This window comes from Ignavibacteriales bacterium, assembly GCA_026390795.1.
Taxonomy (GTDB): Bacteria; Bacteroidota; Ignavibacteria; order Ignavibacteriales; family Melioribacteraceae; genus Fen-1258.
Window position 1 is genome coordinate 151,111 of sequence record JAPLFG010000004.1, and the last position, 15,473, is coordinate 166,583.

Sequence of the window (15,473 nt, forward strand, 5' to 3'; positions counted from 1 at the left end):
TTGAAATTACTTCCGCCCGCAATTTAATCAGAATATAATTATTCTGCTTCTTCTTCTTTATGCTTTTGATAATCTTCAATAACCTTGCCTTCGGTCTCTTTCGGCACTTCCTCATAATGAGAAAAACTCATTGCGAACATTCCGCGCCCAGATGTTAGGCTCCGGAGCTGAGTTGAATACTTGTGAAGTTCCGCCAAAGGTACTTTTGCTTTAATAATCTGGAATGAATTATCGGAATCCATGTTTTGGATTTTTCCGCGCCGTCCCGAAATATCACCCATAACATCGCCCATATATTTTTCCGGAATCTTTACATTGATATCATAGATCGGCTCGAGAAGCATCGGTCTTGCTTCAAGAAAACCTTTCTTGAATGCTTGTGATGCGGCAATCTTGAATGAAACTTCATCGGAATCAACTGCATGATAAGTACCGTCAAACAATGTGACTCTAACGTCAACAACTTTGCTGCCGGTTAAAATTCCCTTGGCCATAATTTCTTTCAATCCTTTTTCAACTGCGGGGATGAAACGGCCGGGCACAACACCTCCTACAATCGCGTCAACAAATTCATAACCGGTTCCTCTTGGAAGAGGCTCAATTTTTAAATGAACATGACCGTATTGACCGCGTCCGCCGGATTGTTTTTTATGCTTGTATTCGGAGTCTTCACATTTTCCTTTTACTGTTTCTCTGTAAGGAATTCTCGGTTCAACTAATTCCACATCAACCGCATAACGGTCTTTCAATAATTTAATGCCAAGATTCAGTTGAAGTTCACCTTGTCCCGAAACAATCGTCTGAGAAATTTCACCGTCGAATTTTGTTCTGAGCGTTGGTTCTTCTTCATGTGCCGTGTGCAATGCTGCGGAAATTTTATCTTCATCTCCTTTTGCTTTCGGTTTTACAGCAAAACGGATTACCGGTTCAGGGTATTCAATTTCCGGAAGAATAATTGTGAAATTTTTTGAACAGAGCGTATCGCCGGTATGACTGTCTTTCAATTTTACAACCGCGCCGATATCTCCTGCATTTAATTTTGCGATATCTTTTCTATTGTGTCCGTTAAGAACATAAATTTGGCCTAAGCGTTCAATTTTATCTCTGTGTGTGTTTTGAAGATCCATTCCCGGAACGAGCGAACCTGAATAAACTTTGAAGATAGAAAGTTCGCCCACATGCTGTTCCGATAATGATTTGAAAATTAGAAGAGCAGGCTCACCTTTTACATCACATGCTAATTTAACTTTTTTACCGCCCTCTTTCATTGTGACTTCCAGAGGTTCTCTTTCGTTAGGTGCCGGGAAATATTTAACAACATATTCTAAAAATGTGTTCTGCCCGATCCCTTTCGATCCTGCGAACGCGAATGCCGGAATTAATCCGCCGCTAATGATTGATATCTTTAAACCTTTTTGAATTTCATCATCGCTCAAATTCCCTTCTTCAAAGAATTTGTTCATCAACTCTTCGTTGGATTCCGCAATTTTCTCAACAAGAACTTCTCTCAACTTATCCGCGTGCGCTTTCAATTCGGCTGGAATTTCTTCTTCGGTAATTTTTTTAGAACCGGCGTCACCGTAAGTAATCATTTTCATCTTTACAAGATCAATAACAGAATTAAAATTCAAACCTTCTTTTACCGGGAAAGAGACGACCGTAATATCGTGGCTCAAACGTGTTTTTGCTTGAGCAATCGTTTCAAAAAATTTGGAATGTTCGTTATCGCATTTGTTTATTATGACTGCGGCGGGAAGTTTATTTTTTTTGACTACTTCCCATGTTTGTTCTGTCCCAACCTCAACACCTTCAAAACTCTTAATCACCGATATAGCTACATCCGCAACATGCAAAGATGAAATAACCTGACCGATAAAATCCGGGAAGCCCGGAGTGTCAAGTATATTTATTTTGATGTTGTTCCATTCAACATGAAGAGGCGATGCTGCAATTGAAATTCTTTTTTCAATTTCGTTGGAATTAAAATCAGAAGTAGTGTTTCCCTCTTCAACTTTTCCAATACGATTTATTTCTCCTCCGGTGAACAAAAGAATTTCCGAAATCGTAGTTTTACCACTTCCTCCATGACCCACAAGCGCTATGTTTCTAATAGCTTCTGCATTATACTCTTTCAAGATAGATTCTCCTTATTTGAACAAGAAAAAATTACCTACGTTTAAATGCATTCCAAAAAGCTGAGGCGCCTTTTGTAAATGCTTTGATATTTTTGATAAGATCTTTGGCAGGATACTCAACATCGCGATAATTCTTCAGAGAAGTGAGACCTGAAATACGTTCCCGTATTTTTTTTATTGATATGTCAATTTCGTCCCAGTAATATTCTACTTCAGAAACAATTCGGTTCACTTTATTTGTCGCGTCACCAAGTTTTTCAATAACCGGGCTGGCTGTTTCAACAAACTCGTGGACGTCTTTAGTAACGGCTTCTACATTTTCTGTTATTCTTTTAAGGTAGATGATGGCAAAAATACATAGAACGGATGCAGATAAAATTAATATGATAAGAAGAATATCAATTAGAGTCATATAATTTTACGCATCCTTCTCGGTTTTGTACGCATCCATACCCGCCTTAATTGCTGTTTTCAAACGCTCACTTTCCTTTTCAATTTTTTCTTTTCCTAAATGTGCAACATTGCCAGCTTTATCTTTAGCTTCGCTTAATATTTTTTCTGCTTCGCCTAAGAGCGTATCAACTTTTTCTTTAGTCTCAGCAACCAATTTTTCGGATTTTTTTTTACCCTCATTAATTAGTTGAGAAGCTTTGTCTTTAGCTTTTGAAAGATACTCATCGGCATCTTCAATTAAATCTTGCGACTTGTTTTTAATATCTTCGCGTAATTCTTTACCGGATTTTGGTGCATAGAGAAGTGCAATTATTGAACCTACTGCAGCTCCAGTTAGGAAGCCAATCAACAATCCTTTTCCCATTCCATTTTCTTCATTCTGCATGATAATCCTCCATCATTTTTATTTGAACTAGTGCTAAAATATAAACAGTGTCTTCTAAAATCAAGGATAGAAAGATCGAGAAGTAGATTCTTATGAACGAGTGTTAATGTGCGCGTAAAACGTGAGAGGTTGGAAGTGAAATGTGCTAGCTAAATATTTTTTATTTCTTGTTTGTTACCCCTCATTGTTAGTCGTCATATATCAATGATCATGTTCATGACAGAAAATTCAATAATCAACACCATAGCTCAATGTAGAACATTGAGCTATGGTTAAAGTAAAAATATACGGTTGAGTAGTACATGAGTTTTTAAATTAGTTGTGGATTTTGTTATACTCGGCAATCGCAAGTTTCTCAAGCGAAGTTTTCATTTCTTTCGGCAGTAAAACGGATTCATAATACTTGCCGTCTTTCCCCTTCTGATCAGGCGGTGAGATAAACATTCCTTTCGCACCATTAACCAGGCGGAAACCTTTAATAACAATTTCATCCGGTGTTTGAATGTCAAAGAAAGCAGCCATCTTTCCACTCTCTTTGTTTTCCAATGGATTCATTCTGACAATTTTCATAAGAAGCTCCTTTTAATGATGTTGTTTTGAAAATGATTTAGTTAGATTTTTAACCGGAAACAATAATTAGATAAAGAGTAATAAAAAAATCTTCAGATTAAATGAAAACCCACAGATATATTTATCTCTGTTTTTAAATCATCTTCAATTAGAAAACTGCATCTGATCAGAAAGAATTCCGGAGAACCGAAGTGAGGGATTGAAAAGAATATAGATGAAAAGAAGAACTGTAATTAATCCCGCCGAACGGTAACCGGTGATCTCTATTGAGAGAACCAACCGCATTAATTACACACCCAAAATTTGAATTATGTTTGTAAAGAATCACTGCACAAAAATAATATTTCAGTTAAAAATATCAAATATTTTTTTTGATTTGTTTGAATTTATGGAGTTTGAGAGAAAAAATTAAAGAGACGACCCGGGAAGAATCGTCTCCTTGACAAATAGTTACATATTTTTAATTATTGCTCTGCAAAAAATCTCAACGGTTGCGTTTGACTGATACTTTTATTAACGGGAAAAATAAATGAACATATGGATGATTCCATTTGCTCATTTAATATGGTTTTTACATTTCATCAATAATTTTGTTAAAAGTTTTACTTGGTCTCATTACTTCATTTGCCATTTTATCATCAGGCATGTAATAACCGCCAATATCAACAGATTTTCCTTGAACAGAAATTAATTCATCAACAATCTTGTTTTCATTTACGCAAATTTCATCAGCCATTTTAGAAAAACGAATTTTCATTTCTGAATCTGAATTTTGATCTGCCAATGCCTGGGCCCAATAATAAGCAAGGTAGAATGAACTACCGCGGTTATCAATTTCATTTACTTTGCGGGAAGGATACCGTGAATTTTCCAAATATTTGCCGGTTGCTTTATCGAGCGTTTCGGCCAGAATTCTTGCTTTCACGTTTCCAGACTTATCAGCTATCATTTCCAAAGATGGGACTAAAGCACAGTACTCACCCAACGAATCCCACCGCAGATGATTTTCTTTTAGTAACTGTTGAACATGTTTTGGCGCTGAACCTCCGGCACCAGTTTCAAATAAGCCGCCACCATTTAATAACGGAACAATCGAAAGCATTCGCGCGCTTGTACCTAATTCAAGAATTGGGAATAAGTCTGTTAAATAATCACGTAATACATTACCAGTTACAGAAATTGTATCTAATCCTTTTCGTGTTCTCTCTAAAGTATATTTCATAGCATCAACGGGATTTAATATTTTTATTTCTAAACCAGTGATATCATTTTCTGGTAAATATTTATTTACCTTAGCAATAATTTCTCTATCATGAGCTCTTTTTTCATCGAGCCAGAAAATTGCCGGTGAACCGCTTGCTTTAGCTCTTCTCACAGCAAGTTTTACCCAGTCTTTAATCGCTTCATCTTTAGCCTGACACATTCTAAAAATATCACCAACTTCAACTTTCTGTTCAAGTAGCACTTTATTGTTCGAATTTACAACATGAATAATTCCATTTCCCTTTGCTTCAAAAGTTTTATCATGAGAACCATACTCTTCAGCTTTCTGTGCCATCAAACCAACATTTGAAACTGCGCCCATTGTCGCTGGATCGAACTGTCCGTGAGTTTGTGCATTTTCAATAATTTCTTGATAAATAGTCGCATAACAACGATCCGGAATCATTGCAATACAATCTTGCAGTTCATCTTTACGGTTCCACATTTTGCCTCCATCACGCACAACATTAGGCATAGATGCATCAACTATCACATCGTTAGGAACGTGCAGATTTGTTTTCCCTGTTCTTGAATCAACCATAGCAAGTTCGGGATTCGTCTCATATACTTTATTAATTGCCGTTTCAATTTCAATTCTTTTTTCTTTCGGTAGTTTTTTTAGTTTTTCCAACACATCCATCAATCCATTATTTACATTTGCACCAATTTCATTCAACAGATTTGAATATTTATCAAGTGCCTCTTTGAAATAAACAGATACAGCATGCCCAAACATAATTGGGTCGGAAATTTTCATCATTGTTGCTTTTAGATGAAGTGATAGAAGCACATTATCTTTTTTTGCATTCTCTATTTGTTCAGAATAAAATTTTCTTAACTCTTTCACATTCATTATCGAAGTATCAATCACCTCACCGGCAAGTAATTTCAATTTTTCTTTCAGTATTGTGACGTTTCCCGCAGAATCAACAAATTCAATTCTTACATTATCATCATTTTGCAGCGTAGTTGATTTTTCGGTTCCATAAAAATCATTTTGCAGCATATGAGCAACCCTTGTTTTAGAACCAGATTGAGGCCAAGGTTTCATCATCTTATGAGGATATTTTTGAGCAAATTTTTTCACCGAGGCAGATGCTCTTCTATCTGCGTTACCTTCACGTATAACCGGGTTTACTGCAGATCCTAAAATTTTTGCATACCGATTCTTTATCGATTTTTCTTCTTCCGTTTTAGGCTCTTCGGGATAGTTTGGAATTTTATAACCTTTCACTTTCAATTCCTTTATCGCTTCATGAAGTTGAGGAATAGACGCGCTAATGTTAGGTAGCTTAATAATATTAGTTTCAGGAGTTTTAGCAAGTTCTCCTAATTCGGTTAGATAATCTGGAATTTTTTGTGCTTCAGTTAAAAATTCCGGAAAAGCGGCAATAATTCTTCCAGCCAAGGAAATATCTTTCTGTTCAATTTCAATTCCGGTCCCTTTTACAAATGATTTTAGAACGGGGAGAAAACAATACGAAGCTAAAGCAGGAGCTTCATCAATTTTTGTCCAAATAATTTTTGTAGTCATCTAATTTTTCCATTGGTTATAAAAAAATTTTATTTAGTGATTTTATATGACGAAACAATTCTGGAATATTTCAATCATAAAGAAAATAAAAAAAAGTTTCTCTATTTACTTTTGCACAATTTATAAAATTTTTAAAAGTGATTGATATAAATTGGTTATCGGGAGACCGACAACATTGTAATAGCAACCATCTATGCGTTTAACAAAAACAGCGCCGAAGTCATCTTGTATTCCGTAAGCACCGGCTTTATCCATAGGACTTCCGGTTTTTATATATTCTTTAATTTCTTTAGAAGATAATTTTCTAAATGTTACTTCCGTTTTTTCATAATCGGTAATACATTTTTTATTGTCTAAATTCCTAACCACAAATCCGGTATAAACTGAATGTGTCTTGCCGCTAAGCTTCGATAAAATTTCAAAAGCATCTTTCCCATTCTTTGGTTTACCAATTACTTCTTTGTTAAGGACAACGATAGTATCGGCAGTAATCACAATTCCATTTTTAACTTTAGTTACAGCAGCATCAGATTTATGCAGAGCCAACCGCTTTACAGTTTGGATTGGATGTTCACCGTTCAGTATCTCTTCATGCAGATCAACTGAAAAAGAAGTGAATTTGAGACCGAGCTGTTTTAATAATTTTCTTCTACGAGGAGATTGGGAAGCAAGATATATTTTAGATTTAGTTATTAACATGAAATTTAAGGATTAGAAATTAGGTCGGGGATAAATTTGAATGAAGAAAATTTTTAACGGAATAATGCTTTTATACTTCCCCAAGTTCTTTTAACACTCGAAATACTATTGTGAGCAACTGTAACTTCACCCGAGTATGAAACATTTCCATCATTATCAACAATTTTCAATCTGTAGACATAAACTTGACCGGATGTTTTGAAAGCAGTCTGATCAACAAATTCGTAGGTTCGGTCACTCTTGGGATAAATATTCCCGATCTCTGCGTAACCGCCGTTTACAGTTTTACGTTGAACGACGAAATAAGTGAAGTTGGTTTCCGAGTTGGTTTCCCAGTTCAAAACAACATTGCCACCGGAAGACTTTGCAGTAAAACTTCTCAAGTCAACACCGGCAATAATTAATCCAGCCGTTAGAAGAATTAGAAACGATATGAGATATTTTGATTTCATCATTTTTACAAACCAAATATATTCTTCGAAGACAAGATTGTCAAGTTATTTATACTAAACATGCCGGTACTTTTCCCAGCTCCCAAACCGGAATTTTATGAATATTACCAAAGCATATAAAACAACATAAAATGGAAGTGCCGACCAGGCACCTATTAATCCAAATTTTAGATAAACTCCGAAGAAGTAAGCAATTGGAACAAATACAAACCAGTTTAAAATAACTTCGGAAATCATAACAAAAAGAGTCTGCCCCACTGCTTGTAATCCGTTTGCAAGCACAACTCCGATTGCATAAAAGATTTGTCCAAATCCGGCTATCCGCAGTGCCGGAACTGCAATTTCAATTATTTTATGATCATTGGTTAATAAGATTAAAATCAACCGTGGCGCGAAAATAAAAATCATACCGATGAAAATCGTATAAAGGGTAGCAAGTTTGCTAGTTTCAAAACCGTAATGTTTAGCCTGCTCGATATTTTTGCTTCCGAGACTGTTTCCCACTAGAGTTTGTACTGCAATACCAAATCCGAAACAAGGCATTAATGAGAACTGCATAGATGAGAATACAATTGTGCTTGCCGCCTGGCTATCGGTTCCAATTAAACCTGTAATAGCTATGAAACTTAAAAAACCTACCAGTATAAAAATATTTTGAAGAGATACAGGTAAAGATATTCTGATTATTGACGATGCAATACTTTTAACAAAACTAAAATTTTTGAAATAGTGAAATTTATGCCTGAATGCAGGGAACATCGAAACAGTTAAATAAAATAATGCATCACAGAATGTTGCAATAGTTGAACCTAAACCAGATCCGGCTAAACCCATTCCTTTAATTCCGAATCCACCATAAATTAAAATGTAGTTGAAAACAATATTCAAGAAATTTATTAAAACTGCCGAATACATGAATATTTTTGTTTTCCCTATACCAAAGAAAAAACCGCGGTACGAAACTGTAATAAGGAAAAATGGAAGCCCCATAAACCGGTAATGAAGAAACTGCCCGGCATAAAACCCAACTTTTGGATCAACTGCGAAAAATCCCGCAATGTCAAAAGCAAAGAATACCACAATTGCGGATACAACAATTCCAATTAAGCAAGAGATGATTAAAGAAGTATTCAGAACTCTTCCGCATTCGTTGTAATCTTGTGCACCAAACCTACGGGCAATTAGAACATGTGTACCCGTAGCAAGACTTGAGAATAAACTTACAACAGCCCATGTTGCAATTACACCAATGCCCATTGCAGCCAAATAGTATTCTGCATTGTCCAAACGACCAACCATTGCGGCATCAACTAGAGATACAACCATTTGCGAAGATAGACCTGCAATTGCGGGGAGTGCAAGTCTTAGTATGTATTTGTGATCTTTGGAGAACGGTTTTAATTTCATACTTGGCAAAGATATTGAAATATTAGATACTTCAAAACTCCCAGAATAAGATTCATTAAGAATAATTAAAGTAATTTTGTCCGAATATTTCCCATCTAGAATAAACTTGCCAAGAGTAGTCATGTTTGTTATTTTGCAATTGGTAACTGCTTTACAATAGAGGAAATAATTCATAGTGACAAAGCAGGAAGAAGTAAAATATCTTATCCATACGCTTGGCATTAAACTTAGTCTGATTGCCGAGAAACTGGATATGAAAATTCAAACGCTTCATTACCTTTTAAATGAAAGCCCTCAATTTGACGACGACCTTTACCATCAAATCAAAAAAATCATTGACGAGTATCAATTCGAATTAAACTTATTTGAAGATTCACATCCGGATAATTTAGATTTGTTTACTGATGAAAAATTACAGATGGGTGTAGGCGAGCGAATGCGGTTTTTTGCAAAAAAAAAATACGGCACTCTTAAAAAACTTGCCGACGCAATGTTGATTTCACCTCAGCAATTGCAGCAGTATATCAGCGGAAAACGGGAGCCGGGCACAAGAATATTAGCAAAACTACTCCGACTTGGATGCGATGTAAACTGGCTGCTTGGCGGAAAAGAATCTGTTGAGTCATATAAAATTTACAAACTGGAAAGTGAATTACGGAAATTACAGAGCAGTTTTTCACAAATTGCCGAATTGACAAAAAAAGTTGAAAGCGGGCATTAATTAATTTTTGAGTTCACTGAATAAATTAGAACAAAAAAAGCGACTTAAGTCGCTTTTTTTGTTCTAATTTATTCAGTGAACTCAAAAATTAATTAATGCCCGCTTTCAACTTTTTTTACTTCTATTCTCAAATTCTTTAATGAACACTAATTCCCAGGGAATTCCATTCTTGGTTGAAATTGAATATCCAGAATTGTGCTATGATAATCTTTTTAATGGATTGTTGCTGTGACCAATATAATATTTTCTGGTGGTTTTACTTTCTAATATGTATACAGAAAAACTCATTAATCAAGTCAATCTCTAGTGGAGCTAAACGGGTTCGAACCGATGACCTCTTGAATGCCATTCAAGCGCTCTCCCAACTGAGCTATAGCCCCATAATTATCCAATAATTTCTGATAATTAATTTTCTGAGCTAAAACTAACTATACAAAATCTTTTTGTCAATCATTAATCCCATTGCTAATTCATTTATTCTTCAAATCCAGCTTAATCACCGAGTAAGAATATTATAATAAAATTTATAATTGGAACATCTACCTTTCTCTTTAGTAATATAATTGATAATTTCAGATTGATAAATAATTGGATTAAACTCCAAACTGAAATATCTTTAAGCCAACAAAATAAGATAATGATGAAATTCCAACTCCCAGCAACACTTCTTCTTATTGCAGCATTTACCGCTACGTGTTTTATTTCTGCATGCGATGATACATCGAACATTACCAATATTGATAATGTGGTGATACCATCGAAGAATGTTAGTTACTCACAACATATTCAGCCGATATTCACGGCCAAATGTACACAGTCCGGCTGTCACGACGATCAGACACACACCAGCAATTTAAGTTTGACTTCATATTCAAACACTACTGCCAGTTATTTAGTTGTGGCTGCAGGCTTTCCGCAAAACAGTTTGCTGGTATTAACTACTCAAGGATTAACAACTAATCCGATGCCGCCTATCGGCTATCCTCCATTAATAAAAAATCAAATTGATGGGATAAAGATATGGGTACAAGAAGGTGCTAAAAATAACTGATATCAATTCAGGTGTTTATCTTCTTGAAATTTTTGCTTCCGAACCGTTCAAAGTGGAGATAGAAAATTTCAAGGATAAAATTTTTCCGCCGGGATATTATTATTATTCCGGAAGCGCTCAGAAAAACTTAGATCATCGAGTCGAACGACATCAGCAAGAATCTAAAAATATCCACTGGCATATCGACCACGTAACTTCAATCCCCTCAAATAAAATAAAAGCTATATTTCTTTTTGAAGGTGCAAATAAAAATTTTGAATGCGCAGTAGTTCGAGAACTGACGGAAAATTTTAAATTAAAATCCGCCGCAAAAGGATTTGGTAATAGCGATTGCCGCAGATGTCTGTCTCACTTACTCTATTGCAAACAGAGAATGACTCACAGCCATTTCATAGCACGATACCAGTCTACAGTTCGTTTAATGCCGTCCTCCAATGAAACAGTTTGATGATATCCTAAATCACGAACAGCTTTGGAAACATCACAAGTCCATGCTTTCTGAACAAAGTCCCTGGCTTTTTCCAAATTAAATGTGGCTGCTTTCGAACTGAACATAGCCAGAAATTGTGCTACAGATGCAATAGTGTAAACTGTAAAATGAGGGATCTTAATAGTGAGCGCTCTTTTACCAATTGCACGATGGCTAACATCACCAATCTGCTGCCAGTCGTAATACTGTTCAGTGCCGATAAAATAAGTTTGTCCAATTGCTTTTTCCGAAATAGCCGCCAGGTACATTCCTTGTACCAAATCCTCAACATGAACCAGACTTAATTCTTTTTTTGTAAGGCCTATCAATCCCATGAGACCTTGCTTGTATGTCTTAAAGAAAAGATAAATCTCCGTGTCCCGCTCTCCAAATACAGCTGGCGGGCGGATAATTGTGATACGAAGTTTGTCCATGTATGTTTTAGCCAACCGTTCCTGTGCTAATTTACTTTTCCCGTAACGGGTAATTGGATGCTCAGGAGTTTCTTCATTAACCGGTTTTCCATCTAGGGATGGACCGCACGCTGTCTGGCTGCTAACAATCACCACTTTTTGAATATTAGGATTTACTTCACACAAAACATCAAGTAGTACACGGGTAGTTTCAACATTTCCCTTGAAGTAATCTTTTTCATCTTTTGCCTTTACTACACCGGCAATATGAAATAGATAATCAGCATTTTTCAATATTTTTTTGAGAGCATCTTTATCAAACAAACCGCAATCAAAAATTTCCAAAGATTTATTTTCTAGCCAGCGTTTTGAACTGGTACCGCGTAAAATACATCTCACTTCATGGCCTTCAGCAAGAAGTTTATCAACAACATGACTACCTACAAAGCCGGACGCTCCTGTTACAACCGAGATTTTTTTCATAACCATTCTATTAATTAGTAATTTATTTTCTTTATATTGCCAAACGAAATTCAATTAATCCAATTTCATTCAAGCCAAAAATAGATAATTTCACTATAGAAAAATAATCCGGAGGTATTTTGGACTTATTTAAGAAATGTTATGACTTCACACGCGCAGACGATATTAAGGCTTTAGGATTATATCCTTACTTTCGCGCAATTGAAGCAAATGAAGGACCAGTTGTTCAGATTGAGGGGAAAAAAGTTGTAATGGCCGGTTCCAACAATTATTTAGGTTTAACCGCTCATCCAAAAGTTAAAGAAGCAGCGTTAGAGGCAGTAAAAAAATATGGAACAGGATGTTCCGGATCTCGCTATTTGACCGGTACATTGGATTTACATGTAGAACTTGAAAACAGACTCGCAAAGTTTTTTGGCACCGAAGCCGTTTTGCTTTTCAGTACCGGTTATCAAACAGCTCAAGGTATTATTCCTACTCTCGTACAAGGCAAAAGCGAATATGTTATTTCTGATAAGGATAATCATGCATGCATAGTTGCTGGCCAGGTTATGGCAAAAGGTTTAACAGCAAATCTTGAACGTTATAAGCATAACGATATGGCTGACTTGGAAAGAGTTTTAAGCAAACTCCCTATCGATGCTCCTAAATTAATAGTTAGTGACGGAGTTTTCAGCACTGGCGGAGAGATCGTTCACTTACCTGAGCTTGTTGCCCTTGCGAAAAAATATAACGCGCGTACATTAATTGACGACGCACATTCTGTCGGAGTGATTGGTAAAGGCGGAAGAGGAACTGCAAGCGAATTCAATTTGGAAAAAGAAGTTGATCTTACTATGGGAACATTCAGTAAAACATTCGCATCTTTAGGTGGTTTTGTTGCTGGCGAAGAACGCGTTATCAATTATCTTAAACATCATTCTTCTGCTTTGATTTTCAGCGCGTCCCCTACCCCGGCTTCAGTTGCCTCTGCGCTTGCAGCATTAAATATTCTCGAAGAGGAACCTTGGCGTGTTGAAAAACTTATTAGGAATTCAAATAAAATGCGCAAAGAATTATCCGGAGCCGGTTTCAAAATAATTGACGGAAGAACTGCTATTGTTCCGGTTATTGTCGGTAATGATGAGCTGGCATTTGCCATGTGGCGTAAGCTTTATGATTCCGGCGTCTTTGTGAACGTTTTTATTTCACCTGGTGTTCCGCAAGGAAGGCAAATGATGAGAACTAGTTATATGTCAAGCCATGAAGATGAGCATCTTGATTTCATAATTGATGCTTTTAAAAAAGTCGGGAAAGAAATCGGCCTGATTTAACAAGTCAAGCTTAATTTTGAAAGCATACTTTATGCGGGTATGCTTTTTTTATAGCTGTGCGGAGAGAGTATGTCGGAAATAAATATCAAAATAGTTCAATCGAAAAAAGATATTGATACTTTCATCAAATTTGCATGGAAAATTTATGCAGACGACAAGTATTGGGTGGCACCACTTATTTATGATAAGAAAAAAATATTAGACCGTAAGAAAAATCCGTTTTTCAAACATGCAGAAATGGAAATGTATCTTGCAGAAAAAGACGGTGAACTTGTTGGAAGAATTGCCGCAATTAAGAACGATCTCCACAACAAATATCATAACGATAACGTAGGTTTCTTTGGATTTTTTGAATGTATAAATGATCAAGAAGTAGCAAATAAACTATTTGATACTGCTAAAGCCTGGCTTCTTAAACAAGGCTGCAATGCAATGCGCGGACCTGCCAATCCTTCCTCTAATGATGAATACGCGATGCTGCTAGAAGGATTTGATGATGAGCCCAGATTATTGATGACATACAATCCCAAGTATTATCTAACACTTTGCGATAATTACGGTCTTCAGAAAGTAAAAGATCTTTACGCTTACAAACTTGAAAATTCAAAAGTAGTTGGTTCTGAAAAATTAAAAAGAGTCGCGGAGATAGCTCAGAAACGTTCCGGCATAAAAATTTATTCGATGAATATGAAAGAGTTCAACAAAGAACTCGACAAAGTAAAATTTGTTTATAATAAAGCATGGGCTCCTAATTGGGGTTTTGTCCCTTTTACTGAAGAAGAAATAGATACGATGGCAAAAGATCTAAAACCACTTGTTGAACCATCCTTAGTGTTGTTTGGAGAGATTGAAAATAAGCTCGTAGGCTTTGCACTTGTTATGTTGGATTACAATCAAATATTTAAATCGATGAACGGAAGACTTTTCCCTTTCGGATTCTTAAAGCTTTTTACGCAGAAGAAAAAAATTACGTGGTCACGCATTTTAACTCTCGGGATAATTCCCGAATATCAGAAGCGTGGACTTGATGCGGTATTCTATTGGGAGATAGTTAACCGTGCGGCTAATATTGGTATCTTACTTGGTGAAGCGAGCTGGATTTTAGAAGATAATGAAATGATGAACCGCGGCGCAGAAGTGATGAACGGTGAGATTTATAAAAAATATAGAGTTTATCAGATTCCCATCTGATAATTAACAACTGATGGACGTTATCAACTTTTAGATTTTATTTTAGCGCTTCATCATACTTCGATATATGAGATGGGTCTACCTTTTTAAGAATTGAAAAAACTGATTTATCCGGATAACCTTTTAGAATTTCTACGAACTCACCTGCTTTAGCATCAAAAAAGACTTTCATTAAGACACTTCGAGTGTCAATTTGGTCTTTCATTTTTTCCAAATCATATATCAATTTCAGTATGTTGTTGTAAGCAAGTTGCCTTTGGTCTTTGTCCAATAGTAAATCCAAACCGTTATAGTGGTAATTAAAATAGTCCTGTCTAAATAACTGATACTTTGTGTTCAATAAATTATCGATCAGGGCACGTCTGTTATATGCGGTGCTTTCTAACTGCCACCCTTTAGAAAATGAACTACTACCACCTTTTAAAGCAATTTCCAAATCTTTTTGAAAATACTCCGTACCGTCTAAAGGTCCAAACGAATCAGCATCAAAACCAATAATAAGATAAGCGTAATAATCCAGCAAACTTGTTAGAGGGTCAAAATCGGTTTGGTTAAAATACATTGCCTGGTTCTTCTGATATTTGAATTGCCAGCTGTTATCCATTATGCTCATCATAAGAGAACTTAATTGAGACCCATGAATTGGACGCTGGCTTGCTACAACCAATTGTGTGGTATATGTTGTTTCATCGGGCGAATTAGTAAAGAAAATATTGAAAGTACATTTAATACGGTCCCCTTCCCACGCTTTGTTTGTGAACTTCGAATTATTCAAATAATCTTGAATCTGATTTTTAAAATTGTCTAACCGGTCACGCGCAGAAGTTTCAAGTTGTTCAACATTAACTATAACTGTTGCGTCCAGTTCCTGTGCTGCCACAATCATTGGGAATACAAATAAACAGATGATTAAAAGCACTGTTTTTTTCATTAC

At 36.0% G+C, this 15,473-nt stretch carries 15 protein-coding genes and 1 tRNA gene; 5 read left to right on the top strand and 11 right to left on the bottom strand.

The annotated features are described in order from the left end of the window. Positions 1 to 38: 38 nt before the first annotated feature. From fusA to NTX65_15410, 8 genes are all read right to left on the bottom strand, one after another. Positions 39 to 2,135, bottom strand: coding sequence for an elongation factor G (gene fusA, locus NTX65_15375; GenBank protein MCX6170721.1), 2,097 nt, complete (start codon positions 2,133 to 2,135; stop codon positions 39 to 41). Between the two features lie 31 nt (positions 2,136 to 2,166). After that, positions 2,167 to 2,547, bottom strand: a complete 381-nt coding sequence (locus NTX65_15380) for a hypothetical protein (protein ID MCX6170722.1) — start codon at positions 2,545 to 2,547, stop codon at positions 2,167 to 2,169. A 6-nt stretch (positions 2,548 to 2,553) separates the two neighbouring features. Beyond that, a complete protein-coding gene (locus NTX65_15385) occupies positions 2,554 to 2,973 on the bottom strand; it encodes a YtxH domain-containing protein (GenBank protein ID MCX6170723.1) in 420 nt (139 codons plus the stop codon). 315 nt (positions 2,974 to 3,288) lie between these two features. Further along, entirely contained in the window at positions 3,289 to 3,543 is a 255-nt protein-coding gene (locus tag NTX65_15390; protein ID MCX6170724.1) for a septation protein SpoVG family protein, read from the bottom strand. Between the two features lie 571 nt (positions 3,544 to 4,114). Further along, positions 4,115 to 6,340: an NADP-dependent isocitrate dehydrogenase gene (locus NTX65_15395; GenBank protein MCX6170725.1), complete on the bottom strand. Its 2,226-nt coding sequence runs from the start codon at positions 6,338 to 6,340 to the stop codon at positions 4,115 to 4,117. A gap of 120 nt (positions 6,341 to 6,460) precedes the next feature. Beyond that, on the bottom strand, positions 6,461 to 7,039 hold the full coding sequence (locus NTX65_15400) for a Maf family protein (protein ID MCX6170726.1): 579 nt from the start codon (positions 7,037 to 7,039) through the stop codon (positions 6,461 to 6,463). Between the two features lie 53 nt (positions 7,040 to 7,092). Further along, positions 7,093 to 7,494, bottom strand: coding sequence for a hypothetical protein (locus NTX65_15405; GenBank protein ID MCX6170727.1), 402 nt, complete (start codon positions 7,492 to 7,494; stop codon positions 7,093 to 7,095). Positions 7,495 to 7,545: 51 nt separating this feature from the next. Further along, positions 7,546 to 9,021: an MATE family efflux transporter gene (locus tag NTX65_15410; protein MCX6170728.1), complete on the bottom strand. Its 1,476-nt coding sequence runs from the start codon at positions 9,019 to 9,021 to the stop codon at positions 7,546 to 7,548. Between the two features lie 52 nt (positions 9,022 to 9,073). On the opposite strand from NTX65_15410, the gene NTX65_15415 reads away from it, so the two are divergent. Further along, positions 9,074 to 9,619, top strand: coding sequence for a helix-turn-helix transcriptional regulator (locus NTX65_15415; protein ID MCX6170729.1), 546 nt, complete (start codon positions 9,074 to 9,076; stop codon positions 9,617 to 9,619). Positions 9,620 to 9,926: 307 nt separating this feature from the next. Here NTX65_15415 and NTX65_15420 read toward each other — a convergent pair. Then, a tRNA-Ala gene (locus NTX65_15420) sits at positions 9,927 to 9,999 on the bottom strand. 260 nt (positions 10,000 to 10,259) lie between these two features. Between NTX65_15420 and NTX65_15425 the strand changes: the two genes are divergently transcribed. Beyond that, positions 10,260 to 10,670: a hypothetical protein gene (locus NTX65_15425; protein MCX6170730.1), complete on the top strand. Its 411-nt coding sequence runs from the start codon at positions 10,260 to 10,262 to the stop codon at positions 10,668 to 10,670. Then, positions 10,654 to 11,118: a GIY-YIG nuclease family protein gene (locus tag NTX65_15430; GenBank protein MCX6170731.1), complete on the top strand. Its 465-nt coding sequence runs from the start codon at positions 10,654 to 10,656 to the stop codon at positions 11,116 to 11,118. Before NTX65_15425 ends, NTX65_15430 begins: the two co-directional genes overlap by 17 nt. On the opposite strand, the gene NTX65_15435 is transcribed toward NTX65_15430, so the two are convergent. Further along, complete coding sequence (locus NTX65_15435) at positions 11,049 to 12,035, bottom strand: NAD(P)-dependent oxidoreductase (GenBank protein MCX6170732.1); 987 nt, start codon at positions 12,033 to 12,035, stop codon at positions 11,049 to 11,051. The genes NTX65_15430 and NTX65_15435 overlap by 70 nt on opposite strands. A gap of 119 nt (positions 12,036 to 12,154) precedes the next feature. Between NTX65_15435 and NTX65_15440 the strand changes: the two genes are divergently transcribed. Both NTX65_15440 and NTX65_15445 read left to right on the top strand, forming a co-directional pair. Then, positions 12,155 to 13,348: a pyridoxal phosphate-dependent aminotransferase family protein gene (locus NTX65_15440; protein MCX6170733.1), complete on the top strand. Its 1,194-nt coding sequence runs from the start codon at positions 12,155 to 12,157 to the stop codon at positions 13,346 to 13,348. 69 nt (positions 13,349 to 13,417) lie between these two features. Continuing rightward, positions 13,418 to 14,539 (top strand): hypothetical protein, encoded by a 1,122-nt coding sequence (locus NTX65_15445; protein MCX6170734.1) that lies wholly within the window; start codon positions 13,418 to 13,420, stop codon positions 14,537 to 14,539. 37 nt (positions 14,540 to 14,576) lie between these two features. Here NTX65_15445 and NTX65_15450 read toward each other — a convergent pair whose 3' ends face one another. Beyond that, positions 14,577 to 15,470: a DUF4835 family protein gene (locus tag NTX65_15450; protein ID MCX6170735.1), complete on the bottom strand. Its 894-nt coding sequence runs from the start codon at positions 15,468 to 15,470 to the stop codon at positions 14,577 to 14,579. Positions 15,471 to 15,473: the final 3 nt, after the last annotated feature.

Excerpts from the sequence above, each read along its gene's own strand:
- NTX65_15390 (MCX6170724.1), bottom strand. The coding sequence starts at position 3,543 with ATGAAAATTGTCAGAATGAATCCATTGGAAAACAAAGAGAGTGGAAAG.
- NTX65_15380 (MCX6170722.1), bottom strand. The coding sequence starts at position 2,547 with ATGACTCTAATTGATATTCTTCTTATCATATTAATTTTATCTGCATCC.
- NTX65_15410 (MCX6170728.1), bottom strand. The coding sequence starts at position 9,021 with ATGACTACTCTTGGCAAGTTTATTCTAGATGGGAAATATTCGGACAAA.
- NTX65_15425 (MCX6170730.1), top strand. The coding sequence starts at position 10,260 with ATGAAATTCCAACTCCCAGCAACACTTCTTCTTATTGCAGCATTTACC.
- NTX65_15450 (MCX6170735.1), bottom strand. The coding sequence starts at position 15,470 with ATGAAAAAAACAGTGCTTTTAATCATCTGTTTATTTGTATTCCCAATG.
- NTX65_15435 (MCX6170732.1), bottom strand. The coding sequence starts at position 12,035 with ATGAAAAAAATCTCGGTTGTAACAGGAGCGTCCGGCTTTGTAGGTAGT.
- NTX65_15405 (MCX6170727.1), bottom strand. The coding sequence starts at position 7,494 with ATGATGAAATCAAAATATCTCATATCGTTTCTAATTCTTCTAACGGCT.
- NTX65_15445 (MCX6170734.1), top strand. The coding sequence starts at position 13,418 with ATGTCGGAAATAAATATCAAAATAGTTCAATCGAAAAAAGATATTGAT.
- NTX65_15400 (MCX6170726.1), bottom strand. The coding sequence starts at position 7,039 with ATGTTAATAACTAAATCTAAAATATATCTTGCTTCCCAATCTCCTCGT.
- NTX65_15385 (MCX6170723.1), bottom strand. The coding sequence starts at position 2,973 with ATGCAGAATGAAGAAAATGGAATGGGAAAAGGATTGTTGATTGGCTTC.
- NTX65_15395 (MCX6170725.1), bottom strand. The coding sequence starts at position 6,340 with ATGACTACAAAAATTATTTGGACAAAAATTGATGAAGCTCCTGCTTTA.